18 protein-coding genes and 1 pseudogene are annotated in these 24,557 nt (G+C 63.0%); 12 read left to right on the plus strand and 7 right to left on the minus strand.

Annotated features, from left to right (window positions below; genetic code table 11):
- Positions 1 to 4 precede the first annotated feature (4 nt).
- The 7 genes from EN745_RS00335 (at position 5) to EN745_RS00365 (ending at position 8,291) form a co-directional block, all read left to right on the plus strand.
- Positions 5 to 2,710: a virulence factor SrfC family protein gene (locus tag EN745_RS00335; protein ID WP_127420252.1), complete on the plus strand. Its 2,706-nt coding sequence runs from the start codon at positions 5 to 7 to the stop codon at positions 2,708 to 2,710.
- Positions 2,707 to 3,669 (plus strand): hypothetical protein, encoded by a 963-nt coding sequence (locus tag EN745_RS00340; RefSeq protein ID WP_127420253.1) that lies wholly within the window; start codon positions 2,707 to 2,709, stop codon positions 3,667 to 3,669. Before EN745_RS00335 ends, EN745_RS00340 begins: the two co-directional genes overlap by 4 nt.
- Positions 3,670 to 3,731: 62 nt before the next feature.
- Positions 3,732 to 4,475 (plus strand): PAN domain-containing protein, encoded by a 744-nt coding sequence (locus EN745_RS00345; protein ID WP_127420254.1) that lies wholly within the window; start codon positions 3,732 to 3,734, stop codon positions 4,473 to 4,475.
- Positions 4,472 to 5,413, plus strand: a complete 942-nt coding sequence (locus tag EN745_RS00350) for a PAN domain-containing protein (RefSeq protein ID WP_245487569.1) — start codon at positions 4,472 to 4,474, stop codon at positions 5,411 to 5,413. Before EN745_RS00345 ends, EN745_RS00350 begins: the two co-directional genes overlap by 4 nt.
- Positions 5,414 to 5,416: 3 nt before the next feature.
- Complete coding sequence (locus tag EN745_RS00355; protein WP_127420255.1) at positions 5,417 to 6,601, plus strand: glycoside hydrolase family 3 protein; 1,185 nt, start codon at positions 5,417 to 5,419, stop codon at positions 6,599 to 6,601.
- Positions 6,602 to 6,629: 28 nt separating this feature from the next.
- The gene (locus EN745_RS00360) at positions 6,630 to 7,262 is read left to right on the plus strand and encodes a PAN domain-containing protein (RefSeq protein WP_127420256.1); all 633 of its coding nucleotides are present in this window, start codon (positions 6,630 to 6,632) and stop codon (positions 7,260 to 7,262) included.
- 36 nt (positions 7,263 to 7,298) lie between these two features.
- Positions 7,299 to 8,291, plus strand: a complete 993-nt coding sequence (locus tag EN745_RS00365) for a PAN domain-containing protein (protein WP_245487570.1) — start codon at positions 7,299 to 7,301, stop codon at positions 8,289 to 8,291.
- A 232-nt stretch (positions 8,292 to 8,523) separates the two neighbouring features.
- Here EN745_RS00365 and EN745_RS00370 read toward each other — a convergent pair whose 3' ends face one another.
- A complete protein-coding gene (locus EN745_RS00370) occupies positions 8,524 to 9,579 on the minus strand; it encodes an RHE_PE00001 family protein (RefSeq protein WP_127420257.1) in 1,056 nt (351 codons plus the stop codon).
- Between the two features lie 153 nt (positions 9,580 to 9,732).
- On the opposite strand from EN745_RS00370, the gene EN745_RS00375 reads away from it, so the two are divergent.
- From EN745_RS00375 to EN745_RS00385, 3 genes are read left to right on the plus strand one after another with little or no spacing between them, the layout of a single operon-like run.
- Positions 9,733 to 11,346 carry a Mu transposase C-terminal domain-containing protein gene (locus EN745_RS00375; RefSeq protein ID WP_245487571.1) on the plus strand — a complete coding sequence of 538 codons (1,614 nt, stop codon included), beginning with the start codon at positions 9,733 to 9,735 and terminating at the stop codon, positions 11,344 to 11,346.
- Between the two features lies 1 nt (position 11,347).
- Positions 11,348 to 12,226, plus strand: coding sequence for a TniB family NTP-binding protein (locus EN745_RS00380; protein WP_127420259.1), 879 nt, complete (start codon positions 11,348 to 11,350; stop codon positions 12,224 to 12,226).
- The gene (locus EN745_RS00385; protein ID WP_127420260.1) at positions 12,223 to 13,287 is read left to right on the plus strand and encodes a TniQ family protein; all 1,065 of its coding nucleotides are present in this window, start codon (positions 12,223 to 12,225) and stop codon (positions 13,285 to 13,287) included. Before EN745_RS00380 ends, EN745_RS00385 begins: the two co-directional genes overlap by 4 nt.
- 368 nt (positions 13,288 to 13,655) lie before the next feature.
- Here the strand turns inward: EN745_RS00385 and EN745_RS00390 are convergent, their stop codons facing one another.
- The 3 genes from EN745_RS00390 to EN745_RS00400 form a co-directional block, all read right to left on the minus strand.
- A complete protein-coding gene (locus tag EN745_RS00390; protein ID WP_189362910.1) occupies positions 13,656 to 18,143 on the minus strand; it encodes a hypothetical protein in 4,488 nt (1,495 codons plus the stop codon).
- 640 nt (positions 18,144 to 18,783) lie between these two features.
- Complete coding sequence (locus EN745_RS00395) at positions 18,784 to 19,497, minus strand: SMC-Scp complex subunit ScpB (protein WP_127420261.1); 714 nt, start codon at positions 19,495 to 19,497, stop codon at positions 18,784 to 18,786.
- Between the two features lie 3 nt (positions 19,498 to 19,500).
- Entirely contained in the window at positions 19,501 to 20,514 is a 1,014-nt protein-coding gene (locus tag EN745_RS00400) for a DUF1403 family protein (protein ID WP_127420262.1), read from the minus strand.
- A 208-nt stretch (positions 20,515 to 20,722) separates the two neighbouring features.
- On the opposite strand from EN745_RS00400, the gene EN745_RS00405 reads away from it, so the two are divergent.
- The gene (locus tag EN745_RS00405; protein ID WP_245487573.1) at positions 20,723 to 21,766 is read left to right on the plus strand and encodes a tyrosine-type recombinase/integrase; all 1,044 of its coding nucleotides are present in this window, start codon (positions 20,723 to 20,725) and stop codon (positions 21,764 to 21,766) included.
- 31 nt (positions 21,767 to 21,797) lie between these two features.
- Here the strand turns inward: EN745_RS00405 and EN745_RS00410 are convergent, their stop codons facing one another.
- From EN745_RS00410 to EN745_RS00420, 3 genes are read right to left on the minus strand one after another with little or no spacing between them, the layout of a single operon-like run.
- On the minus strand, positions 21,798 to 22,367 hold the full coding sequence (locus tag EN745_RS00410) for an RES family NAD+ phosphorylase (RefSeq protein ID WP_066991064.1): 570 nt from the start codon (positions 22,365 to 22,367) through the stop codon (positions 21,798 to 21,800).
- 8 nt (positions 22,368 to 22,375) lie between these two features.
- Positions 22,376 to 22,714 carry an antitoxin Xre/MbcA/ParS toxin-binding domain-containing protein gene (locus tag EN745_RS00415; protein ID WP_038655373.1) on the minus strand — a complete coding sequence of 113 codons (339 nt, stop codon included), beginning with the start codon at positions 22,712 to 22,714 and terminating at the stop codon, positions 22,376 to 22,378.
- 4 nt (positions 22,715 to 22,718) lie between these two features.
- Positions 22,719 to 24,011 carry a hypothetical protein gene (locus EN745_RS00420; RefSeq protein ID WP_127420264.1) on the minus strand — a complete coding sequence of 431 codons (1,293 nt, stop codon included), beginning with the start codon at positions 24,009 to 24,011 and terminating at the stop codon, positions 22,719 to 22,721.
- Positions 24,012 to 24,240: 229 nt separating this feature from the next.
- Here EN745_RS00420 and EN745_RS00425 point away from each other — a divergent pair.
- Positions 24,241 to 24,557 (plus strand): annotated as a pseudogene (locus EN745_RS00425) (hypothetical protein); the annotation flags it as partial.

Consider the following 24,557-nt stretch of genomic DNA (forward strand, 5'->3'; position numbering starts at 1 on the left):
AGGCATGCGTAAAGAGTTGAAGAAGACCTGCGACACGGCGCTGAAATCGGCGCAGGAGGGCCTTGCCTGGATAGGAGCCTCCGCAAACGCGGAGCGGGTCGGCAGCACGCGCTCGGGCGCCGAGCAGCAGCTCAGGAAGTCCATCGTTGCCACCCGAAAGGCGATGCTGGCCATCGACCGCCCCATGTGTGTCGGGGTGTTCGGCCCCAGCCAGGCTGGCAAGTCCTATCTGGTGTCGGTCCTCGCCCGCAACGGAAGCGCGCCCTTGATGGCCCGTTTCGGCGATCTCGGGCGGGAGGTCGACTTCATTCGGGAGATCAACCCCGGTGGAGATCGGGAGTCCACCGGGCTTGTCACCCGCTTTTCCATTCGCGAAGAACCAAGTCCGGCCGGCGCGCCCGTTGTACTGAGGATGCTGAGCGAAACGGACGTGGCCAAGGTCCTGGGCAACAGTTTCTTCCTTGACGGAGACGCGAAAAAACGCGCGCCGCTGACTTCCGATACCGTCCTGTCCGCCCTGGAAAGGGCGAAGAGCCGGGCGATGCCGCAGGCAGCTTCGGATGGCCTGGCGGAGGAGGACGTGTGGGACCTTCAGGAGTATTTCGAGAAGCAGTTCGCAGGGTTGCCGAACATCGAGACGCTTGGGGCCTACTGGGAGGAAGCGGCCTTCCTTGCCTCCCGGCTTTCCATTGCCGACCGCGGCGACCTTTTTTCCGTGCTATGGGGCGGACTGCAGAAAGTTACCGATCTCTACATTGAACTCGTCACCGCCCTTGAGAGCCTTGGGTTCGCCAAGGACGCCTACTGCCCTGTCGAGGCGCTGGTTCCCCGGGAAAGCAGCATCATAGACGTCGAGACGCTGCGGGGGCTCGGAAAATCCGGCCAGGACGAGCTGCTGATCAGGCCGATGAAAGGATCGACGGTTTCGTTGCCGAGACCCGTGATCGCCGCATTGGTGGCTGAGCTCCGGATTGCGATATCGGAACAGCCATGGCCATTCTTCGAGCACACTGACCTCCTGGACTTCCCGGGCGCTCGCAGCAGGCAGAAGGTGGACCTTCAGGCCTTCATCGACGGCAACCCCGACGCGCTCAAGGAGCTCTTTGTCCGGGGCAAAGTCGCCTACCTCTTCGACCGCTACGTGGCAGAGCAGGAACTTTCGAGCATGCTGCTCTGCATCAAGCCTTCGAACCAGGACGTCGCGACTCTTCCGGACATGATCGACGACTGGATCAGGACCTCGCACGGCGAAGGCCCGTTCGATCGCGCCCGGACCGAGACTGCGCTGTTCCTGGTGCTGACGATGTTCGACATGCACTTCAGCGAAAAGGCGGGCGAGGAGGGACAGAGCCTGGCGGATCGTTTCAGCGCGCGCCTGGGCGCCTCGCTGACGCGGTTTTTCGGCAAGGCCCACAAGTGGCCGTTTGAATGGATGCCGGACAAGCCTTTCAACAACTCCTACTGGCTGCGCAACCCGAATTTCAAGGCAGAGTCCCTGATCAAGTACAAGGGCGGCACCGAGATCGAGATTTTGCCCGACAAGGTTGCGAAGGTCGCCGCCCTGCGAGAGGCCTATCTTGAGGTCAGTGAAGTCCAGCAGCATTTCCGGGAGCCGGCCAAGGCCTTTGACGAGGCCCTTAGGCTGAACGATGGCGGCGTAAGCTATCTGGCGGAGAACCTTGCGGCCATCTGCCGTCCCGACATCAAGTATGGACAGATACGAGGCCGCGTCGGGAACATAGCCCACGATATCCGCCGCGTGCTCGCTCCGTATTTCATCGAAAGCGACATCAACAAACGCATCGCCGAGCGTCGGGAAGTCTCCGACCAGATTCTCGCAAACCTCACCGAGGTCTGGGAGCGGGACCAGTTCGGGACCGCCATGAAGATGCTGCAGATATCGCAGAACGGAATCTCCGAACATCTTCACATCGAGTACGGAAACCGCCTCAAGCGTCAGAACGCGTCGGAGGAAGGTTCCGAAGGACGGACCGAAGCCGCGGCGAAAAAGCGCCCGCCGCCTCCGCGGCCCGGCGCTCCTCCTTTGCCAGGGAGCAAGAAGAAGGTGGCCGCCGCCGCGGTTTCCTCCGGGGAGTCGGTTTCGCAGAAAGCGCTGCCGCGCGAAGCCTATCTCGCCCGCTCGGCCATCAGGCATTGGACGGACGGCCTTTTCGCACTCGCGAGAAACGACAATGCGCTGCAGGCCATTGGTCTCGGGCAGGAGTCCGCGAGCGAGCTGGTCGCCGAGCTTACCGCCGCTGCGCGGCGGTCGGGACTCGAAGAACGCATAGCCGGGGATCTCGCCAAGCTCTCGGGAAGTTCCGTCGAAAGGTCCGACATCCTGCTGGAGAAGGCTGGCTTTCTCGCGACGAGCCACATCAACCGTTTCGTCAGCACGCTTGGCTTCGACGCGATGCCCGAGAACAAGCGGCCACTGGCTCCTGACGGCACTGAGAACGGAGAAATCAGGGTGTTTGCTCGCCGTCCGAGCGTTTCCGACTGCGACGGGCTTGGCGTGGAGCGGCGGAACTTCTCCTACCTCGCGCTCTCGGAATGGATGTACGCGTTCCACCAGGTGGTTACCGACAACGTCCTCTCGGGCGAAGGGATCACCATCAACGTCGAGGAGAACGAGCGCCTGAGGGCCATCCTGGACGCGCTCGATGAGTCGGCGCCGCTGCTTGGCGCGCCCGTCGGAACTGCTCGATGAACACGGTTGCGGTCAAAGTCAGCGAGGACGAGACACGCCTGTTCGGGCATGCCCTGATCACGTTCCCGCAGGAATTGGGCAGCTCTCCGAGGCTGCGCCTGTCCATCATGCGCAAGTCCAAGGACGCTCCCTATCTTGGCGACGCCGGATGGCAGGCGCGTCCGGCAACCGTAGATGCGATGGTCGTCAGCCGCAGCGCGAAATCAGCCACGGTGGTTGTCGGACCCGAGGTCTGCGACCAAATTCCGGTTGACCTGCAGGTGAAGATCGCGGTCGAAGGCCATGACATAGAGGGGAGCGCCTTCTGGCCGCCGATCCCGCCTAGCCCGGGAGCCTGGTCACAGGAACTGACCCCTTTCAAGACACCCACTCCCCAGGCCATCGAACGGGAGCTCGAAGAGGCCCTCGAACAGGCCGTGGAGCTGCCACGGGTGGTGGAGACGCAGGAGCAGAAACGCCAGCCTGTCCAACCGCCAAAGAAGAGGCGGCGGTACCTATACCTTCTGATCCCGTTGGCGCTGCTTGTGGCAGGCGGAGGATACTACATCGCCGACAGCAGGGATTGGTTCAATAAGCCCGAGCCTTTGCTCGCGCGCTTCGAGAGGCTGAAGCTGACGGACACTGACGGCGTTGAACTGTTCGCCCTAAGCGGCGAGGCGTACCGGGAAGGCGACGGCGGAATCGGCTTGCAGGCGATCAATCTTGCGATGGAGCGGGGCAACAAGGACGCGAAACTCGAAATCGCGCGCTGGTATGATCCAAGCTCCTTCGATCCCACTAAAGCAGATCGACCGGACGCGAACAGGGCGGCGAGGGCCTATTTCGAGCTGTCGGTAGAAGGTCAAACAGCGGCCAAGGAACTGCTCCGCTCCCTCTGCGCGAAGAGTGCGAGTTCTCCTCAGGACCCTGGGTTCAACGGGTTCCTGACGGACACTTATTGCGAGGGGACGCTGGAATAATGATTGAAAATCACAAGGGTCCGGCAATTCGCCGCCTATGGAACCGTCAAAGGGACAAAGGCATGCTGAAGAGCAGCTTGGACAAGTATCTCCTGCCCTTCGGGGGGCTCGTGGGGGCTGTGGCCGCGGCAATGCTGATGGGCATGGCCCTGTCGGCGGGAGCGCAGGAAAATTCCGCGGCAACCGAGCTTTTCAACTACCCGGACACTCTGCTGAATGGGATCGTCAGCGCCCAGTTTTCCAAGCCGATGGAAGAATGCCGGAAACTCTGCGAGGCGCGTTCCGGATGTCAGGGGTTTGACCATTCTCAAAAGGACGAGTGCCGCCTGTTCGCGAGCGTAGGGGCCGGACGCGTGAGCGTGGGTTCGACCGCGGCGACGCGCAGCCTGCTTTCGAATTACACAGATCCGACAAATCCTCCGCTTGCAGCCAGGCTGGCGAAGCTGAAGGAGACGGACACCGACGGCCATGAACTCTTCGCCCTGAGCATGGAGGCTTTCAAGCGAGGAGACCGGAGCGTCGGGATGCAGGCGATCAATCTCTCAATGCAGAGAGGCAACCAGGACGCGAAACTCGAAATGGCGAAATGGTACGATCCAAGGACCTTCGCGCCGGACCGCGTCGACGCGATCGACTCCAACAAGGCGGCGCGTTCGTATTTCGAGCTCGCGCTCGAGGGCAATGCGCAAGCCAACACCCTCCTGAGCTCGCTTTGCCTCGATGCCAGCGACGCCGGTTCGAGCCACGCCAACGCATACGAAAATTTCCTTCGCACTACCTACTGCGAAGGGTCGATCAGTCCTTGACCCAGCCGCTTTTTCATATCGGTTTCATGGGTTGGGCCAGGGGGAATGCGGGAATGCGGCAGAGGGGTCGTCGGTTGCGCGTGGCCGCGGCGGGAATAGCGGCGTCCGTGCTGCTGCTGTCATTTTCGCTTGCGATGCCTGGAATTGCTCCGAGGGCGTCAGCACAGGAGTCCGGCGGCGAATTTCTCGACTATCCAGAGACCGCGCTGAGGGGAAGCCCCAGCGCCGAGTTCCGGCGGCCTTTGTACGACTGCCGGAAAATCTGCCTGGAGCGTTCCGGCTGTGCCGGCTTCGATCATTCCTCTATAACCAACCTCTGCCGCTTGTTTCCAGCAGTCGCGTCAGCACAGTCTGATCCGCTCTCGACGGGCGGCACGCGCCAGAAGATTCCAGGCTACCGCGATCCCGCCAACGCCGAGACCTGGTACTACGCGTCTTTCAGCGGCGTTGACCTCTGGGGCGGGGATCTCGTGACGAAAGGCCTGGATGCGCCCAATGCCGAAAGCTGTTCGGCTCTGTGTGACAGCCGAACCTCCTGCCGGGCGTTCACCTACAACGAGGAGGTGAACCGATGCTTCCTGAAATCCGGCTTCGATTTCGTGCAGTCCTACCCGTTGGGACGGTCAGGCCTCTATTTCAAGGCCAAGCCATCGGCCCCTCCTCCGACCTTGACCGCCGGATGGGAGCTATTCACTACGAGCGGCTTCATTGGAAATGGCATGGAATCAGCCGCGATCTCGTACCAGGAATGCATGCGGCAATGTGACTCCGACGGTGGATGCGGTGGGTTCACCTGGGTGACCGCGCGACCCAACCGATGTTTCCTGGTCGACGGAACGAACCTCTACCCGGTGCGAAGAAAAGGCATGACGTCGGCGCGAAAAAACAGCCGGACGGTCACTCCCGACTTTGTACATCCCGTCGCTCCGAGGGACTGAAACATGCCGTCGCGGATCGCACCTTACATCGCTCTCGCATGCGCCCTCTTTGGCCTTTCCTCGCCGCTGAAGGCTGACCCGATACCGGGAGCCCACATTCAAACCGCCAAGCTGCACAGCATAATCGACGACGCCAGGCTGCGACAGATGATCGGGCAGATGGTGCTGGTTGGCTTCGTCGGCAGCGAGCCGGATGCCGAGGGCTACGCGAGGGTCGTCGGGCAGGCGGAAGAAGGAAAGATAACGGGCGTCATCTATCTTGGGCGCAATATCGACAGCCTGAAACAAGTGCGGCAATTGAACGAAGGCTTGCAGCGCTTCGCGGCAACCCCGCTGCTGATCGCGGTCGACCAGGAGGGCGGCCGCATCCAGAGGCTCACGGGTGCCATCGGGTTCAAGGAGACGCCGAGCGAGGCGACTGTGGCTAACTCCATGAGTCCCGCCAAGGCCGGCGTGGTTTACCAGAACCTCGCTTCCGCTCTCTCGGACCTGGGGTTCAACCTCAACCTGGCTCCGGTCGTCGACCTCAACGTCAACCCGGCGAACCCCATCATTGGCAAGCTTGGCAGGAGCTTTTCCGCCGATCCGCAGACGGTCGAGGCATACGCGAAGGTTTTCGTCGAAGCGCATCGGGCGAAGGGAGTGCTAACGGCCTTGAAACACTTCCCGGGACACGGTTCCAGCACCAAGGACAGCCACAAGGGCATGGCCGACGTTTCCAAGACATGGAGCGATAAGGAACTTCTCCCTTACAAGAACCTGATCGCTTCGGGGGATGTCGACATGGTCATGTCCGCGCATGTGATAAATGACAAGCTGTCCTTTTCGAACCAAATCCCCTCCTCGCTTTCCCGTGCGACGTTGACCGGGCTGCTGCGGGACAACATGCACTTCAAGGGCGTGGTCATCAGCGACGACATGCAGATGCAGGCCATTACCGACAACATCAGCTTCGAGGACTCAGTGCGCCGAGCCGTTTTAGCAGGGAACGACATCCTGATATTCGCCAACGACAAACATCCAGACCCCCTGGTCCCGGAAAAGGTTGCCGCCTTCCTGTCTGAAGAAGCGCGCAAGGACCCGGAAATGCTCGAGCGGATACAGAAATCCTATGAAAACGTCATGCGCCTGAAAAGGAAGCTGGCGCCGGCCGTTTCCCAGGAAACAACTATTGTACGGGAACGGTAGCGCGAGGCTGCCTAGGCAAGGAGGAAACATGCTGGCGCATGGTCTTCGCCACGGAATAGCGGGACTTCTTTTGGGAGTGGCAGGCGCAGTTGCCGCTGTCGTTCCGCCAACCGGGATTCGGCCAGCCAACGCGCAGTCAGTAGGGGAGTTCTCCGACTATCCACAGACTCTCCTGAACGGGACCGTCAGCGCGACGATCAGCCTTTCGCTCGAGTCCTGCAGGAAACTCTGCTCCGCGCGGTCAGGCTGCGTCGGCTTCGACCACTCGTCGAACGGCGACGTCTGCAGGCTGTTCGCCACCGTGGGCGGCGCGGACGAGAGCCAGCCACACATCGCCGGCACCCGCAGTCTCGCCACGGGCTACCGTCCGCCTGCCAATCCGCCTGTCGCGGCTCAACCGACAGAGCCGCCGATCCAGGGAGCGTCGGAAGCGGAAGCGAAAAAGCAGCAAAGCGCCACATCGCAAGAGACAGGCAAGCCTGCGCCGGTCGTCCGGGCGAAACCGAGACGTAAAAAACAACGCGAGGCGACAAACCCCCGGTCGCCAGCAAAGTCAAAGGCGGCACGTCAGTCTAAGTTCCGCATCTGCAACAACCATTTCGGGACCTTCTCGGTTCTCGCATCCCGGAAATGTCCGCTGAGCGGCCCCGCGAGCTTTTGAGATTCTGTTCGGGAAAGCGGCGGAGAAAGGCAACCAATGTCTCAGATGAACAATCGGCAGATTTGCCAGGTATCCGAGCCACAAGCCGACATGCATTCTCCTTGTCCGCGGACGTTCGCGAACCGGATTCGCCGCCAGCGCTCTAGCTCCAGAAACGCTGGACTTCTCTTAGCATTGGTCGGCGCAATTGCGGCTGCTGTCGTTCCATCTGCCGGAATTCCGTCCGCGAATGCGCAGTCAATTGGGGATCTTTTCTACTATCCGCACACTTCCTTGAATGGGATCGTCAGTGCGAAGGTCAGCGTCCAGTTGGAGTCCTGCAGGAACCTTTGCTCCGCGCGCTCGGGATGCGCCGGCTTTGACCACTCGTCGAACGGCGACGTCTGCCGGCTGTTCGCGAGCGTTGGCGGCGCCGAGGAAAGCCAGGGGCAAACGGCCGGCACCCGCAGTCTTGTCACTGGCTACCATCCGCCAATAAATCAACCTGCCCCTCTACAGCCGGCCGAACCACCACCGCAGCCTGACCAGCCGGCGCAGCAGGCGATTGCCGTGACGCCTCCGCCTGCCACGTTCCGGCGCTTCCTCAACAGGGACCTCAAAAGCAGAGCCACCGAGACCAGGCAGGCCGAAAGCGTGGATCAGTGTGAATCCATGTGCCGGGCCTCGGAAGGCTGGTGCAGGGCTTTCACTTACGACGCCTGGAACCGGAAATGCTTCCTCAAGGAAGGGCTTGGCCAACTCTTGATGAACGCCCGAGCCACCAGCGGCGTTATGTCGGAGCTTGGAACCCCGACCGCGTCAGGTGCAGCTGCCTACTTCGAATATTTCAACGACAAGGCCTTTTCGGGAAATGGGTTCCGCGTGCTGAGCGCCCGCGCCCGCGGCGAGTGCGAACGGGATTGCTCGGCGCTGGACCAGTGCATCGCTTTCGGATTCACCCAATCCCAGAAGCGCTGCGTCCTCTTCGACCAACCGGGCGAATATTCAAGCAGCCGGGGAACGGACAGCGGCGCAAAACGCCAAGATTGATCGGGAAACGAGCCGGGAGTGTCGTCGGGCGATATGCACAATTGACGGGGGCAATTTCTCAGGCCCGACACATGCACTCTCCGAATCTCTGAGGATTGGAAATCTTGGGCATGACAATTGGGAGTCAATAGCCTGTAGATTGGGAGGCTCGACGCCGCGATTTGGACGGAAGCGTGAGTGTCCTATGGCTTTGACCAAACCCGTGATCCGCATGGGATGCCAAGCTTTGGAATTACATAATCCCCCACGCGCGAAACCTCCCCCTGCCAGTCATCTCGCGCAGCCCGAGCTCGCCGACGAGATTGAGCGCACCCTGTTTTGTCACTTTTAGCTTGTCCTGGATCATGCCGGCCGAGACGACCGGACGCGACAGCACCAGCTCGACCAGGTCTGGCAATTTTGAGCTGGCGCGTCGTTCACGCAGTCGCCGCTCCATCTGGCTTTTCGCTATCGTCAGCCGATCATGCTCCTTCAACCCGGCCAGCGCCGCGTTGTGGATCCCATCGAGGCAGGCCAGCAACCGATCGGAGCGATTGCGCGCCCGGCGCCGCTCCCGCGGAATGTTTTTCGCCCCGACATGAAGTCCGGCGAGATGGTGCGCGGCAAGACCGTCTTGCCGCAACAGCGCGGCAACGAGCAGTGGTCCAAGCCAGGCGGCATGCTGCAGCACCTCGATGTTTTGCCAAGCCTCGATCAGGATCGCGGCGCGCATCACCAACGGCCATTCCCGCGTGTCGGAGAGCACGGCCTGCCATTCGGCCAGCCGTTCTTCTTCATTCCAGTCGAGATCGTAGATCAGGTCTGGCCGATCGTCCGAACGCGGCGGCCTCGCCGGCACGTCGCCGCCGTTCAGGATCCTTGATGAGCGCGCCAGGACAGCATCGATCTCGGCAAATTCTTCTGCCAGAAGATCGGCCTCAGCATCGTCCCGACCGTCGGCTTCAACAGAGCTGGCGACAGCCGCCTGCCCTTCCCGGCTTTTTTGGCTGCCCTCCGCCGCCGGCATGGCGCCGCCCCGGCCGGTCAGGGCCAAAAAACCGTCGCGGCCGAGCGCCCAGTCCGGCTTTTGCGAAACAATTCGCCGGCGGGCGCGTAAGACGGCATGCGCACGGGTGAGCTCGTGGGTCGGGGTGCGGATGTCCATATGCGCGTCGTGCAAGACGAGGTCCTCGAGGTGGACGAGCTCGCCCTCGAGCCAGAGCGCCGCGGCCGCGTCAGCAAAGTGCTGGCGTTCGATAAACCCTTCGCGGACCGGCGAGCGGGCCAGCCGCTCGTCGAGCCGCGCCAAAACCTCGGTGTCGCTTTTACTTCCCGATTTCAAACGCCCGAACGTCATATGCCGGTTAGGTTTCCGCGCTACGAAGGGCGTGATTTTCGCTAACGATTTCACTGACTGCTCGATTTGCCGAAGCCATTGCACAACCGAAAAGCAGCACCTGCTTTGTCGCATTCCGATGAAGTGTGGCTGGCTGCACGCCGTGTCGCCCGCGAGCTTGACAGGATTCTCGACGGTTCGGGTCCACGACAGGCGGCAATCAATCGGGCCGCAGCCGAGCTGCGGCTCTCGACCCGCCAAGTCTATAACCTGCTGGCGCGCTACCGCATCGATCGCACCGTGACGTCGCTACTGCCCCCGCTGGATGGCGTTCGTAAGAAGCGCCTTAACCAGGGCATCGAGGAGATCATCGCCTCGACGCTGCGAGAGCAGTGGCTGGTGCTTGAAGCTCCTCCGCTCGCGCCTGTCGTCGCGGAAATCCGCGCCCGCTGCGAGGAGGCCGGGCAGACCGCTCCGTCCTATCTCACCGTCGCCCGACGGATACCCCTGCTATTCACGCCTGAGGAGATCGCCGGGAAGCGGTCGGCGAACCCGAAGCATCTCCATCGGCTCAAACCACGACCGGGATACATCTACGCGGCACGACCGCTCGATGTGTGTCAGATCGATCATACGCCCACCGACATCAATTTCGTGGAGGTGATCGAGGGCGGAGGAACCTTCGTCGGCCGGGCATATCTTACGATCGTCACCGACGTGGCGACGCGCTGTATTCTCGGCTTCTGCCTTACTCTTGAGAAGCCGTCGGCGCTGTCGGTCGCGCTATGCCTGGCGCAGGCAATGAGCCCGAAGGATGTCTGGCTCACCGCGCGGGACATCGAGCATGGGTGGCCGATGTTCGGTCGACCGCGGTCGCTTGTGACCGACTCCGCCAAGGAGTTCAAAGGGCATGCCTTCCAGCGTGGGTGCGAGGACTACGGTATTCGTATCCGCTACCGGGACCGTGGTCGCGTCCATCATGGTGGCGTGGTCGAAAGGCTGCTCGGGAAGCTCAACTCCGTTCTTGCGACACAGCCCGGCTCGACGGGCCGATCCGTGGCGGATCGCGACGAATACCCCGCGCAACGGCGAGCTCGCCTCAGCTTCGTCGATCTCGAGCGATGCGTCGCGCTCGCGGTGATCGACCACAACCTTCAGGAAAACGCAAGGACGTTGAAGGTGCCGGCCAAAGAGTGGGAGAGGCAGACGCACGACCTCCCCCGCTGCGACGATGATCCGATGCGGGTTCTGCTGGCATTCCTTCCTGGCGCGGAGAGGCGCCTTTCACCGCAGGGTGTTAGCATGTTCGCGCTCGACTACTACTCGTCCTGGCTGGGCGGCCTGGTCCCGCAGCGAGATCGGCTGGGCAAGATCGAAGTACGCTACGACCCTCGCGATATCAGTCACATCTATATCCGCGATCCGGAGTCAAGGGAGTTTCGGCCCGTCGAGAGGCGAGACGAATCCCTCGCGCCGATCACCTTGTGGGAACATGAAGCCGATCGCATGCACCGACGTGCCACGAACGCGCGATCGGATGTCGAGAAGGTAGTGCTCCGCCGACGGATTGCGGAGATCGCCGGCAAGCAAAAGCCTTCGAAAGCAGACCTCCGCAACGCCGTGCGCCGAACCCACGCGGTGGAGGCCGCCAAACCCTATGATGCAATGCGTCCTCCGACGCCGGCGCCTGTTGAGCATCCCGTACGTCAGAAACGCCGTCTGCCGGTCGAGGATTGGTGACATGGCGGACCATCTGCTCGACCATGTTCGCCCGTACCTCGATCGCTGCGCGGAAGACCGGATCGCCTACATCCGGGCGCCGCGATGGATCGCACATCACGTCGCAGTACAGGCACACGAGCGCCTTTCCGAACTGCTGTCGCGACCGGCGGCGTTGCGGACCAGAGGCCTGATGCTGGTCGGGCCCTACGCCAACGGCAAAACGATGATCGCGGAACGGTTTGCGGTAGAGCACATGAAAACGTCCGAGCGGCAAAGAGTGTGGGTGGTCCAGACGCGCGAGGGTGCCGGCCTTGCACATTTCTATGGAAGCATCCTGCAGGCGTTCCGCGCCCCGGTCGGCAATGGTCGAGATGTTGGCCGTAAGGCCGAACAGATCGATCATCTGCTCGACAGACTGAAACCCAGGATCCTGATCTTCGACGAATTCCACAATGCGATTCGCGGCCGCTCGCGAGACGTCGAGGCGGTTCTCGCGTTCCTGAGGCGGATTGGCCGCCAGTTCGACATCTCTCCGGTTCTGATCGGCGAGGTCGCCGTCTACGACTTCATCAACGAGACCACCGAGATGGCGAGCCGGTTCGACCTGCACGCTGTGCCGCGGTGGCAATACGGCGAGGAATTCCTGACGCTCCTGGATAGCCTCGAGGGAGCATTGCCGCTCGCCCGTGCTTCCGATCTTTCGGATGAACCGTTGGCGCGAACGATCTTCCAGCTCTCAGAGGGATTGATCGGCGAGATCGTGGCGATCGTTTCTGCGGCCGCCGCGGCCGCCGTGAGGTCTGGTGCGGAGCGGATCACGAAATCGGGTCTCAAGGCGCTGAACTACATCCCAGTCTCGAAGCGCCGCCGGGCGCCAGTGCGTGACGGCCTACTGTGAGCGGCGAGGCAACCGACGCAGGGTATGCCATCGAGATCCGCGAGCGGTATCAAGATGTCTTTCGGGATCGGTGGCCTGTCTCCATTGATCCGAAGCCGGATGAGCTGCTGTCGAGCTGGCTCCACCGCCTCGCGATCGCGAACGGTCTCGCGCCGCGCTCGTTCGCCGGCGTCCTTGGGCGTGGCGACGGGATGTGGTCGCCCCGCCTCGACCTTCGGCTTCTGCCTCACGTCGCCGCTCAGCTCAGCGAGCAGACGGGCGTTCCGCATGAAGCGATCTCTGCGTTGGCGATGACTGGCTGCGCTTTGACGCCGCTCCTACTGCCGCTGCGCGAGAAGGCTGACCGGAACCGTTCGACCTGGATGCAGTACTGCCCTCGGTGCTTCGCCGACGATGAGGTGCCCTATTTTCGCAGTTGCTGGCGGCTGGCGACGCGAATCTCGTGCTTCGTGCATGGTCGCGGTCTTCGGGATCGATGTCCCGCCTGCCGAAGCGGGGTCGCCGCCTTCGACCAGGGCGAACTTGTCCCACAGCATTTTTGCGCCCGATGCGGCTTCGATCTGCGCAGGGCATCGAAGGTCTTCGTCAAAGCGCCGGCACGACGGCTGGAACGGTCGATCGACGATATTTGCAGGGTGGAGATGGCCAAGGGATCGACGACGATCGGCGATCTGACGTCGCGCCTGCTGCGCGCGCCTATCATTGCAGGCGTCTCATTGGGGAAGACGCTCACGAACCTGTCCACGTCATCGCGTATCCGCTGCTTCGAATGGCTCGCCGACAAGCATGTCAGCTGGTTGACGGAAGACGAGGACGATGCCGTTGCCCGGCGACGTCGGCTCGTCCTGGCTGCAGGCGGCCATGACCGGTTGATCGCGCACTTTGCGGATTTCATGGACAAGCATCAAGCATCGCCGAGGTCTGTGCGGTCACCCTCGACCGGCGCTGACCTTGCGGCCCTGCTCGAGGCCTATTCGCGCGCCACTGACGGTGGATCAGAGCGAAGCGTCCCCGTGTTCTTGCGACCCCGAGCGGATAAAATTGTGAAGTTCAGAAGATAACCGGAGTGATTGTCCACCAATCGCACAATTTGCGGGCGCTACGAGTGCAGGAGAGAGCTGGAGCGCGCGGAGAAAACCGGAGTGATTTGCTCAGATCAGCAGCTAAGTCGGATGATTTCTCCGAGGGAGCTGTTTCAGGAATCGACCCTAAGCGGAAGCTCGCTCGCTCCGGGTCAATTCACGGCCATGACCCGAAAGCCACCTCCGCACGTCGAGCCGTGAATGACTGCTTTGCGCCCCCATTTCGGCCATTCAGGCAAACTTTGCCTTCGCCAAGAAGCGGACTTTGCCGCCGACACCAGCGGCGGCAGCTTTGCGCCCCCATCAAGGTCGTTTAACGCTCGCGCCGAAACTCCAATAGCGGCCGTCTAGGCGCGCCTCCTCTTCTTTTCGTTTTGCCCGCCCTTCTTGTCCGGCTTGGCAGGCGCGCCCGGCTTACTGTCGCCTGAAGGTGTGGGGATGGTGGTCTCGGGTTTTTTGGACCCAGTCTTAAGCAGCTTCCCTTCGGCCGTGGCCGCCTTTCTCGCCTTCTTGGTGGTCTTGGCAGCCTTCCCAGCCTTGGCGTCGATGCCCCGTCGGGTCAAGTCGATGCCAACGACCCGGATGTCCTCGACGCCGGGATAGTCGTTGGAGATTAGCGTCCAGTGACGCTGAAGCTCGTCGATCAGCAGTTCGAAGGTGTCAGCGCGCCTTCCGTTCGGCAAGTCCCAGTACGACTTCGTTCCAAGGTAGACGAGGAGAAAGACCCCGCGGCTAGAGCGGACATCGCGGAGATAGTCCCCGCATAGCTGGATTTCCAGACGCTCGAAGAGATGTGGACCGGTCCACTTGTCGGCGAGCTTAAGCTCGGTCGGCACGGGGGCGTCGAAGCCCACGCCGAAGAACCGCAGATCTGGGCGCTTGGCGTCGGCGAGCTCCTCCTCCTGCGGGACAACGTAGCGACCTGCCGCGCGGTCGCGGCACCATCCGCCAATGAACTTCCTGAACTCGGTCTCCTGATCCACGGCCTGAAGGATCGACGCTATCGAGGAGTCGCCGTTCTCGAGGTCGTGCTTCAGCGCGTCCAGCTTGTCGATGGCGTGATACCAGAGCTCGCGGTGGTTGGCAGGCGTCGCCACCAGCGACTTACCGAACTCCCGCACCTGCGAAGGCGTCCACGCGTCGATGTCAGCGTCGGCGGCCGCCTTGGATTTCGCGTGAAAGCCCATCCAAGGCCTGCTCTCTTGGTCGGGGTGGGCACGCGCCATCTCGAGCAGGGCGAGGAAGGCCGGCTTGCCGGGCGTCTCGCGGATGAAGGCGATGAGGGCGTTTCGCGCATCCTGGGCGTCGTCACGCAAGCCGGGCGAGTAGACGCCTTTGCCGGCACGCTGGATGTCGTCCTTCTGCCGGATGTACCGAGCCATCAGCAGGTAAAGCGACTTCATGTGCTCGACCGTGCGGAAGGCCTGCCGCGCGCGGCCCTCCTGGGAGCGGCCGTCGAGAAGGGCGACGATGAAGGTGAGGGCCAGCTTGGTCTGCTCGGCAGGATCGTCCATGCCGGCGAAGCGGGCCGCGAGCGCGGGGATCGCCGCATCGGGATCGACGCCGACCCAGGTGGCGAACCAGATCGGAGAGAAGGTGAGGTTGCGCGTGCCGTTGGCCTTCCGCGACGCGATCGCGGCGATGGTACCGTCGTCGACCGAGGAGCGGTTGATGATGGCCAGGAGGTAGTTGAGGTTCCTGGTGTTGACCCGCTTGGCGCGTAACTCGGGCAGCAGCGCCGGCGCGATCTGGTCCCATATCCAGTCGCCGTGCCAGCTGACGTCGTAGAGCGCATAATTGCTCTCGCCCTCGGGCATCTCGGTCGAGAGCTCGTGCCTGATCTCCCTGAGGATGACGTCGAGAACCTGGGACGGGAACGCCTTGTGCAGCTGGGGCAGCCATGGCGGGAAGCCGTTCAGCTCCTGCAGGGCGTATCGGGTCGCGATCTCCGCCTCGGTCGCGTTTAGGGCCAACGGCCAGCCGTCGGTCTCCCGTGCCTCGATGGAGAGGCCGGTGAGCCCGAAGATCGTCGTGAACGGCGTGCTGTTGGCGGCCGCGCCTTCCGAGCGAAGCTGCGGCCTATTCTGGCGCCAGTAGCCGACGGTGCTATCGCGGAACGCGCGCGCTACGTCCTCGCCGAACGTCGCGATCAGAGCACGCCAGTTCCCGGCGGTCCACCAGTTATGCTGGCTATCGCCACTCCGCATCTGCTCGTGGAGATAGTACTGGTCACTGGAGACCTTGCCTGGCTTGCCGAAGTCGCGGATGGTAGCGACGCGGCTCGCCAGGATCTTCTTGGCCCGCTCCTTCGCCTTGGCCTCCTTCGCAGCCTCCCTGTCGGATCGACGCTTCCAGGCGGCCTGCTGCCGCTTGAATTTGGCGGCGGCCCCCTTCGGTGGGTTGAGCAGCTTATCGAGTTCGGTCTCGACTTCGGGATCGATCGTCGCCGCCGTCTTTAAGCGTTCCCGCCATGCACGCGGTCGGCCGTTCTGCTGATAGAGTGAAACCGCGAGCGTGAGCGCCACGAGCTTGTCGTCCGTGAGCGGCCGATCGGCAATCTGCTCAATGATGTAGTCGAAATCGGAGCCGTCGAAGGCCCAGTAGGCGCCGAAGATCGACACATGCCAGTAGTCTGTCAGGCGTTCGCCGTTCTTGCGCTTCCGACGTGCCCGCTCCTCGGCCACGCAGTTCCAGAACAGCGCTCGATTGATTTGGGGCCACTCGCGGACCAGTTGCGGCAGCTCGTTGCGAACCTCTTCGAAGAGGCCACGCCCGTAGTCCTCGGCTATAGGGAGTTTCCGCAGGATCGACAGAGGCAGCTTCTTCAGCGTCGCCGGGTTGCGGCCCCGGATCATTCGCATGAGGACCTGGCCGGCGGTCTGCCCGAGCCAGCTGTATCGCTTGGAGATCTCGCAGTGGCGCTGCTCGATGACCGGCTTTCGATTCAGTAGCTTGCCGACCCCATCGAGGAGTGCTGCAAGCAGGGCCGGCGGAAGCGCCGCCACGTAGCTGGCGAGCGCGTCGGAGAGCGGATCGGTCTCGAATCGCTTCTTGGGCGCCGCGAGCGCTAGGGCGGAGAGGAGCCACACCACGTCGGCTGGCGTCTGGCCGAGCCCGTCGAGAAGCTCGCCCAGCCAGCTCCGCCGGAGCGTAGGAGCTTCCGCGACAAACGCCTTGCGGACCTCGGCGATGTCCTGCGGAGACCCCACCTCGATCACGGCACGGATGGCGGCGATGCGCGTGTATTTCGATCGAGAGGTGAGGGCGAAGTGCTTGGCCTTGTCGGCGAGCGCCGCGATCCCGCCCTGGTGGACCATCCGCAGCAGGAACCAGACGATGTCGTCATCGTCCTTGTGCTTGTCGAGGAGCTCGCGGATCACGTCAGCGAGATCCGGATTCGTGAAGCGCTGTACCGCCGAGTATTCGGTGATGCTGCGGCCATGGGCGGGTTGGGCCAGCTGCTCGCAGGACTCCCGCAGGATTTGGATCCGCGTCTCCAGCGGCAGCTGGGCGGGGTCGCCCCCTTCGAACAGGACCTCGGGGGCGAGGCGCATGACGCGGTCGAGGATCCGCTGATCCAGGATCGCTAGCCACGGCAGGACCGGCCGCATCGTCGGGACGACGACCTCGACGCCGTATTGCCGCCGGAAGAACAGGTTCTCGACGCGTGCGCGCGATCCTTCGTCGACGAGAAGCGAATGGAGCCACTCGGCGGTTAGGAACTCCCGGACCGACCGGTGGTGAAACCGCACCGTGCCGTAGATGCCCTCGTCGAAGATCGGCCTGGTGAGAAGCGTGCGGCAGTCGGCGTCGTCCCAGTCGGCGAGCACCTGCTTGATCTCGAGCCCGCGGTCGTTCTTCTGGCCGTCGGGGACGCGGACCGCCGACTCCTTCGCCAGGGTGGAGGCCGCGGCGACAAGACGCGCACCCTCGCGGACACGCTCCTTCGAAATCGGATTAGCATCGGCGCGGTCCTGGTCGCGCTCGTCCAGGCGCTTGTCGATGCTGGCGCGCAGCAGTTCGAGACGCGAGCCGACGCGGTCGTTCGCGAGCCAGAACTCGACAGTCTCGGCAAGATCGAGCGGACGGGTAGTGAACGACCACGCCTCCGCGCGGTCCAGCGCCTTTCTGAAAGCGGCTATGTCGGTGACGCCCTTGGCCCCTGCGAAGCGATCGACCTGCTCGCCGGCGAGATCGTCGAGCGCGACCATACGGAAGATGGACTTCCGCCGCTTGGAGCCAACGCCGCCGGTGGTCGTGAAGGCTTCGTCCGAATCCTGGTCGACTTCGGGCGCGCTTGCCGGTGGAGTCCATGGCAGGTTCGTCTCGCAGAGGAGGAGATCTGTCTTCGGCCGCCAAGCTTCGCCCCTGCTCGTGATGACGATGTGCGCGCGCTGCAGAACGCCGCGCAGCTTGCGGCCGATCCTCCTGATCGCGCGCTCGAAGTCCTTGGGATCCTTCAGCCTGGCTTCGTCGACGGAATCGAGGAGGAGCCAGCCGTCCTCACCGGACGCGACCCAGTCATCGAACTCCTCGGGCGTTCCCTCCTCGAAGGACGCATCGAAGTCCTGTGCTAGGTGCTCGATGCGCAGGAAGAAGGCGTACTTCCCGCGCAGCCGGAGGTCGCGGCACACGTGCCGGATCTCTTCGGTCTTTCCCGATCCCGCCTCAGACAAGAGGACGACGCGCGATTCCTCCAGGAGGTCGGACCACTGCGTGAGCTTGTCGCGGCGCATCAGCCGGAACAGCTCGGCATCCTTGCCTTCCTCCTCGCTCAGGCCGAGGTCGTGGAAGGTCCGGTCCAGCTGAATGAACTCATCAAAGATGTCCGACATTCGTATTCCCCCCTGTCCGCATCGTCCATAGCCGGCTCTCGATGTGCCGACAACAGAGGGACGGAGCGCCTTCGGCGCATCCTATTCTCCAGCCGATCAGGGGCAAATTCGTTCAAGTCGCCCAGCGGTCGCCTAGCGATTTCCAAAGTGGCGCAGTCACGGAGCGACGAACTCCACCATCCGTCCGTCAGGCCTCCTTGCGACCAGCCGCTTGGTACGCAGAGACAAGACGATGTAGGATAGGTGACCGCCTGCCGCACCGCGTCGGCGACATTTGTGGCACCCGCCGCCGGGCCGGGACTTGAGCGATACCCTCGAACGCCTTCTGCGCCATTTAGGCGCGTCATCTGTCCGCTCGCGTTGCCGCCGAAGCGGTTCGCCTGCCCAGCACGAATGTCCGCTTCGTCGCTGGCTAAATCCAAAGCGGCCAGCGGCTAGCGGCCCCAAACACGTCATCCGGTGGTCGATGCTGCGACGACTGCTTATGGCGCCTCCTGCCAGTTCAGATCGACGGCAGCAACGTGAACTTTCCACCCGAGCACGACATTCCCGGCGGATGTCTCACCCCAGTTTTCTTCTGCGCGCTCCAGTTGACTTATGAAATTGACAAGAATCCCGCCCATCCCTGGCGAGCAGCATATTATTCATCACCGGCGACGCCTGCATCCCCACCGCCATCGTTCGAAAACCCCGGCATGATATCACCAGCCAACAGCTTCTCTTTGCTCAGCAGCCCGGCATCCTCGAGCGCCTCGAAATCCGGCAGGTCACGCAACGTGTCGAGCCCGAACTCCAGCAGGAATGCTTTGGTCGTGACATAGGTGTACGGCGCGCCGGGCGTCGGACTGCGCGGACCGGAGGCGATCAAGCCGAAACCGCGCAAATTGCCGATCAGGTCGCGACTGATTTCCTTGCCAAAGAAGGAGGACAGCTCGGCGCGGGTGATCGGCTGGAAGTAGGCGATCGTCATCAGCGTCAATACTTCCGACTGGGTGAGGTCGATGGTGCGCTCGCTTGTGCCGACGGCGGCGCGGATGGCGTCGGCATAGGCCGGCCGCGTCAGATGCTTCCAGCCGCCGGCGACTGCCACCAGATCATAGGGCCGACCGCGCAGCTCCTCGCGAATGTCGTCGATCAAAAGGTCGATGCTGCAGCTTTTGCCGACGATGCGGGCGAGTGTCTCCCGGTTGACCGGCTCGTTGGCCGCGAAAATCGTCGCCTCGACACGGTTCATCCATTCGCGCCAGCGCACCTCCGGCGGCAGATGATCCAACTCGCGGTCAAACAGGCGGTCATCTGACCGATGGTCATCAGGTCGCCCCCTCCCCCGTCTTGCACGAGCCGTCTCCACCATCTTCTACAGCCCGTAAATGCGGAAGGTCGGGCGGCCGGACAGCTCATGCACGGCGCCGAGCTCGACCAGCCGGTCGAACAGGCGGCGCAGGCCGCGGTCGCTTATTCCGGCGATTTTTTGCGACGCCACGACCGCATCCTCGGACAGCAGCTTTTCGACAACAAGGTCCGCACCCTTCGCCCTCAGCTTCGGCGCTACAGCGAGCAGCCGCTCTGCGCGGCGCTCGAGGTCGGTCGACAGGTCGATGGCACGCAGCGCCGCACGCGCCTGCCCGGCAAGCAAAGCTTTTGTTCGCTCCGGCCCCGCCTCGACGGTTGGCGCCGTGGCGCCGGCCGCAACGCGACGTGGGCGGCTCGCACCCAAGGCGGGCTCGGCGCCGAGCAGCGGCACTGCATGTGTCCATCCCAACCTTTGCGTGAGCAGGGCGTTGGCGAGCCAGCATCCGAAGGTGCGTCCGAAGCCATGTCGTTCGGCGGCCATGAACGCGCCGGTCACCATGCCGACCATTCCGATGCTGGAGCCGAGCTGTGGAAGCTCGACTGCCAGGTCGCTGACCGCCTCGTCGTCGCGGGCGTGACCGAGATCTTCCAGCACCGCAGCGAGGCTTTTCTCCGTCAAAAGATCCTCGGCCGGCCGGGCTGCCAGCCGACGCCAGGCCAAAAGTATGCGGCCAGCGGGGCCAACATCGTCGCCCGGCCGGGTCAGCAGCACGGCGTCGCGCAACGCCGCTTCATCCTCAATGCGCCCCGCCTGCCGCGCCGTCATTGCGGCCGCCGCGAGTGCGAGGCGCTGCCGCCAGGCGCCGGCCCACCGCTCCTGCCGGCGCACGATCGCGTCCAGCGCGCCGATGGCAGCGCCTGCGACGATGGCGATATCCTCCAAGCGTTGTGCGGCAAGGGCTTGCGCGTCGGGGACTGCCCTGCACAGCCAGGACGGCACCGGTGCCGCGAGAGCGGACAGCCCGACCCCGGGAGACGGCGCATGGTGGCGCGGGGACGGTTTGGGTCGAAGAATCATCCTTGACAGGATGAATTCACGCGGCGCTTTTTGCAAGATGTGTCACCCAAAACCGCCGCGCCTGTCGATCTTGTTTTACGTCCGGTAAGGTTCCATTACCGGACATATTCTGATAGGCTCGCAAATCATGGAAAATCCCCCGCCCAAAGCCGCCAGAAACGATCTCCCGGCCGAGGATCCGCTCGACGGCGACCCTCTTGGGAGCGAGATGCCTGATATCGTCGACCTCGTCATGGAGATGGGCCAGCCCACACCCCGCGTACCGGCACACGTCGAGGATCTGGTCGAGACCGCCCGGGAGTATGCCGACAACGCTAGCTCGGAGAGCACCCGCGACGCCTACGCGAAGGATTGGAAGCATTTTTCGTCCTGGTGCCGGCGCAACGGCTTCGATCCCCTGCCCCCGGATTCCAAGGTGATCGGGCTCTATATCAGCGCCTGCGCCGCCGGCGGCGCCAAGCTCGGTGCCCCGGCTCTGTCCGTTTCGACCATCGAGCGTCGACTCTCCGGCCTTTCCTGGAATTTTACGCAGCGCGGCCTCTCCATGGACCGGGCCGATCGCCACATCGCCACCGTGCTCGCCGGCATTCGCCGCAAGCACACCAGGCCACCGCGCGTGAAGGAAGCCGTCCTCGGCGACGACCTCATCGCGATGCTCGCCACGCTCGGTCACGATCTCAGGGGTCTCCGCGACCGCGCCATGCTCCTCCTCGGCTTCGCCGGCGGCCTGCGCCGCTCCGAGATCGTTGGGCTCGACGTCACGCGCGATGATAACAGCGACGGCGCTGGCTGGATCGAGATCCTTCCGGGCAAGGGCGTGCTGGTGACACTGCGCGGCAAGGGCGATCGCTGGCGCGAAGTCGAGGTCGGCCGCGGCTCCAGCGACCACACCTGCCCCGTGGTCGCGCTCGAGACCTGGATCAAGTTCGGCCGCATCGCGCGGGGGCCTCTCTTCCGCCGCATCTTCAAGGACAACAAGACCGTTGACGTCGAGCGGCTCAACGACAAGCACGTCGCCCGCCTGGTCAAGCAGACGGTGCTTGCCGCCGGTATCCGCTCCGGTCTGCCGGACGCCGATCGCGGCCTGCTGTTCGCCGGGCATTCGCTGCGGTCCGGGCTCGCCTCGTCGGCCGAGATCGAGGAGCGATATGTGCAGAAGCAGCTCGGCCATGCGTCGGCGGAAATGACCCGCAAATATCAGCGCCGGCGTGATCGGTTCCGGACGAACCTCACCAAGGCGAGCGGGCTGTAAGACAAAAGTCCGCCTCCCCTGCCCTACTAGATCAAGATTTGCCGCCGCGTTGTCGTCGCTCGGCGTCTCTTCGCCTTCTCCAGTCGTCCCAATCGACGGGCTCCGAGCTGACGACGCTGAGGTCCGCCGGCGTGAAACGCTCGGTAAAAACAATGAGGTTTTGGCACGGCCAGCGCGCGCTCGGCGCCAGTATGCCGTCGAACCCCAAGAAAGCGGCCGCATCCCCGATTTCCTGTGTGCGCTCGTAAGACAGCGATCCGTATGTCTCAGGCGTGACGCCAAGCGCCTTCAATTCGGCCAAGTTAGCGATCCGGAGCGTCCTTTGAGTGCGGACCGATATCCTGTGGAGGACCGACCGGATCTTTGACGGAAAGACAGGTTGGCGGCTTAGGTGAAAATGAATCTCCTCAAGGGAGCCTTCCCGCTCCAAGGAGGTGTAGAGCACATCGAACGAGCCCGGATCCCAACGGGCCCCAGCTGGATAGCCAAGCAGCGGCTCGCGCTCCTCGCGGACAATGCGCCAGACATCCCCCTCGAATGACACGCCCTTGTGCGTATCAAGCAGATCAAGCAGTTCGAGATCTCGCGCCCGTCGCTCCACGCGCCGCCTCAGATGTAGGCGCCGGCGTCGAGGCGTTCGATCACCGCCAGGACTTCCTGGGTACGATCCGCATTGATAAGATCAATCGCGCGCTCGTTGTTGAGAAGGGGATGACGTGAATGCAGCCAAAGCCTTGTTTCATCTGCGGTGTAAAAGTCGGATAGGCGATCAACAACGTACCGCAGGTCGGCAATAACCGTCTGGGTTCGAAGATTTGGAGAGCCGTTGCCATGCGACCATCGCGATACCGTCGCGGTCGACACATCGACAATGTTGGCGATGTCCTTGCCCTGCAGGCCTCCCCGAGACCGAAGATCGTCCAGAATTCGTGCTACTGCTGTGCTCATGTTGTTACCTGCGGTGCGAAGCTAGGCTCGCACCCCTCCCCTGCCGCCGCGGTGGGACAGGAGCCCTTGGCTGGCCGGCAATCGTGCCGTTCAGGGCATCCAGGACCGCATGCATCTTTTCCAGCCGGTCGCTACTGCGCTGCAGCAGCTCGGACAAGCCTTCATCCGATATCTTGAGCTTCGCGGCCGACCGCGCGACCCGTTCCGCGGCAGCCAGCTCCTTCTCAAGAAAATGCTGCGGACGTCGCGCGTCGGGTACCGCTGACAGTTCCCGGATCTGGCGAGCGCGCTGGCGCAGATAGTGCGCCTTCGGATCCTTCAACGTGTCGCTCAGGCCATTCGGACAACATGACCGATCGTGGCAACACAGCAGAGGTTTGGCTCCTTGTGCAGCCATCAGCGCGTCGACCTGCTTCACGCTGAGAAGGCGATCCAGGCCGCCGATCAGAACCCGCTTCTCGCGTCCTCCGCCGCCAGTCTGAGGCGGCTTCCCCCAGTCACTGGCATCGAAGCGCTCCTTTTCGGCAACGCCATGACAAATTCCACCGGCGGCACCGAAGGCCGCAATGGCGACACCCACAAGACCACCGACTCCATCAGCGACGACAGGAACCTCCAGCCTGTGAAAGTCCATCATGGCTGCGATGTACCGTCGCAATCCCATCGGCGTGGCGTCGGCGCCAAAGCCCGAGACCCGGAACCACAGATTTTCGAACGGCACATTCTTCAGCGCGGTGATGAACGCCCGTCGTTGGGCGGGATCGCGAAGGGAGGCGTTCTTGATCATCAACGGGTAGTCGATGCCGATGTGTTTCCCTCCTTCCGCATCGAGCGCCCGACGCAGCGCGGCGGTGGCCTCGCAATCAAGGGCAAGAAGCTGGTCCGTCGAGCCCTCAAGAACATGCGCGGGTGCCTGTACGGCATGAAAGCCCTGCCGCACCGCAAAGCGGGCTATCTGGCCGATGACGTCCCGGTTCGCGTTTGGTCGCAGATCGTCGGGTGTCAGAACGCTCTCGGGGTTTGCCCAGGGCGCCGACCTCGCCGCTCCACCAAATCGGCCAATTGACGAAAGCTCGGCGACATTGGTGTCGAGGATCAGTTCTCCGCCGACCTCGGTGAGGGCCGTCAGAAGATCATGTTGCCTCAGCGCCGCTGACGCTTCCACCACGACCCGATCAACCATCATCTTTCCCGACCCAAGAAGGGTCTCGAGTTGCCGGTGACCACTGGTTCCCACGCGCAAAAAGTGGCCGACCGGTTTCGGCTGGCCATGCAGGTAGACGACGTTCTCGTTCATTTTCGTGCTCCTGCTGCTATTTACGTTTTGATTTCACGAATGTCAATCGTGAAATCGATACGCAACTTTTGACTAGATCACTATCGATAATGACCTCTTATCGATAGTGATTGATCTCGCCGCCCAAATCAGTCATTTTCGGCTCCAGGATGGCCGCCGGCGACGTCCCGCGCGGCCGCAAACGACATAGGGAAGGCGGCTTTCCGCCGCACGAGAGAGGGTGCCCGGCATGTCCGACCAAAAACCCGTCCGCCTGCCCGACCCCGCTTCCGTCGAAACCGTGCTCGCGTCTCTGGAGCCGCAGTCGGCCGACGCCGGGCTCGCCCCTGCCCTCGACAAGGCCTTTCCAGGCTTTGCCTTCACCGTCGCGACGATCGACGATTTTTATTGGCGCAGCCCTCACGCCGTCGTCGCTGCCAACGGCACGCGCAGCGGCGACCACCGCGCCTGGGTCGAACGCGGGCTGGCCGAACTGGGCGGCGATCTCGCCGCCTTCTGGCACCGGCATCGCGAGGGCGGGGAAAAATTCGCCGAATGGCGCGGCGC

The organism is Mesorhizobium sp. M4A.F.Ca.ET.022.05.2.1 (assembly GCF_003998845.1).
In the GTDB taxonomy this organism is placed as follows: Bacteria; Pseudomonadota; Alphaproteobacteria; order Rhizobiales; family Rhizobiaceae; genus Mesorhizobium.

Coding starts and splice junctions, on each gene's coding strand:
- EN745_RS00420 (WP_127420264.1), bottom strand. CDS start 24,011: ATGAACGAGAACGTCGTCTACCTGCATGGCCAGCCGAAACCGGTCGGC.
- EN745_RS00415 (WP_038655373.1), bottom strand. CDS start 22,714: ATGAGCACAGCAGTAGCACGAATTCTGGACGATCTTCGGTCTCGGGGA.
- EN745_RS00405 (WP_245487573.1), top strand. CDS start 20,723: ATGCCTGATATCGTCGACCTCGTCATGGAGATGGGCCAGCCCACACCC.
- EN745_RS00355 (WP_127420255.1), top strand. CDS start 5,417: ATGCCGTCGCGGATCGCACCTTACATCGCTCTCGCATGCGCCCTCTTT.
- EN745_RS00380 (WP_127420259.1), top strand. CDS start 11,348: ATGGCGGACCATCTGCTCGACCATGTTCGCCCGTACCTCGATCGCTGC.
- EN745_RS00390 (WP_189362910.1), bottom strand. CDS start 18,143: ATGTCGGACATCTTTGATGAGTTCATTCAGCTGGACCGGACCTTCCAC.
- EN745_RS00400 (WP_127420262.1), bottom strand. CDS start 20,514: ATGATTCTTCGACCCAAACCGTCCCCGCGCCACCATGCGCCGTCTCCC.
- EN745_RS00365 (WP_245487570.1), top strand. CDS start 7,299: ATGTCTCAGATGAACAATCGGCAGATTTGCCAGGTATCCGAGCCACAA.
- EN745_RS00360 (WP_127420256.1), top strand. CDS start 6,630: ATGCTGGCGCATGGTCTTCGCCACGGAATAGCGGGACTTCTTTTGGGA.
- EN745_RS00340 (WP_127420253.1), top strand. CDS start 2,707: ATGAACACGGTTGCGGTCAAAGTCAGCGAGGACGAGACACGCCTGTTC.
- EN745_RS00395 (WP_127420261.1), bottom strand. CDS start 19,497: ATGGTGGAGACGGCTCGTGCAAGACGGGGGAGGGGGCGACCTGATGAC.
- EN745_RS00335 (WP_127420252.1), top strand. CDS start 5: ATGCGTAAAGAGTTGAAGAAGACCTGCGACACGGCGCTGAAATCGGCG.
- EN745_RS00345 (WP_127420254.1), top strand. CDS start 3,732: ATGCTGAAGAGCAGCTTGGACAAGTATCTCCTGCCCTTCGGGGGGCTC.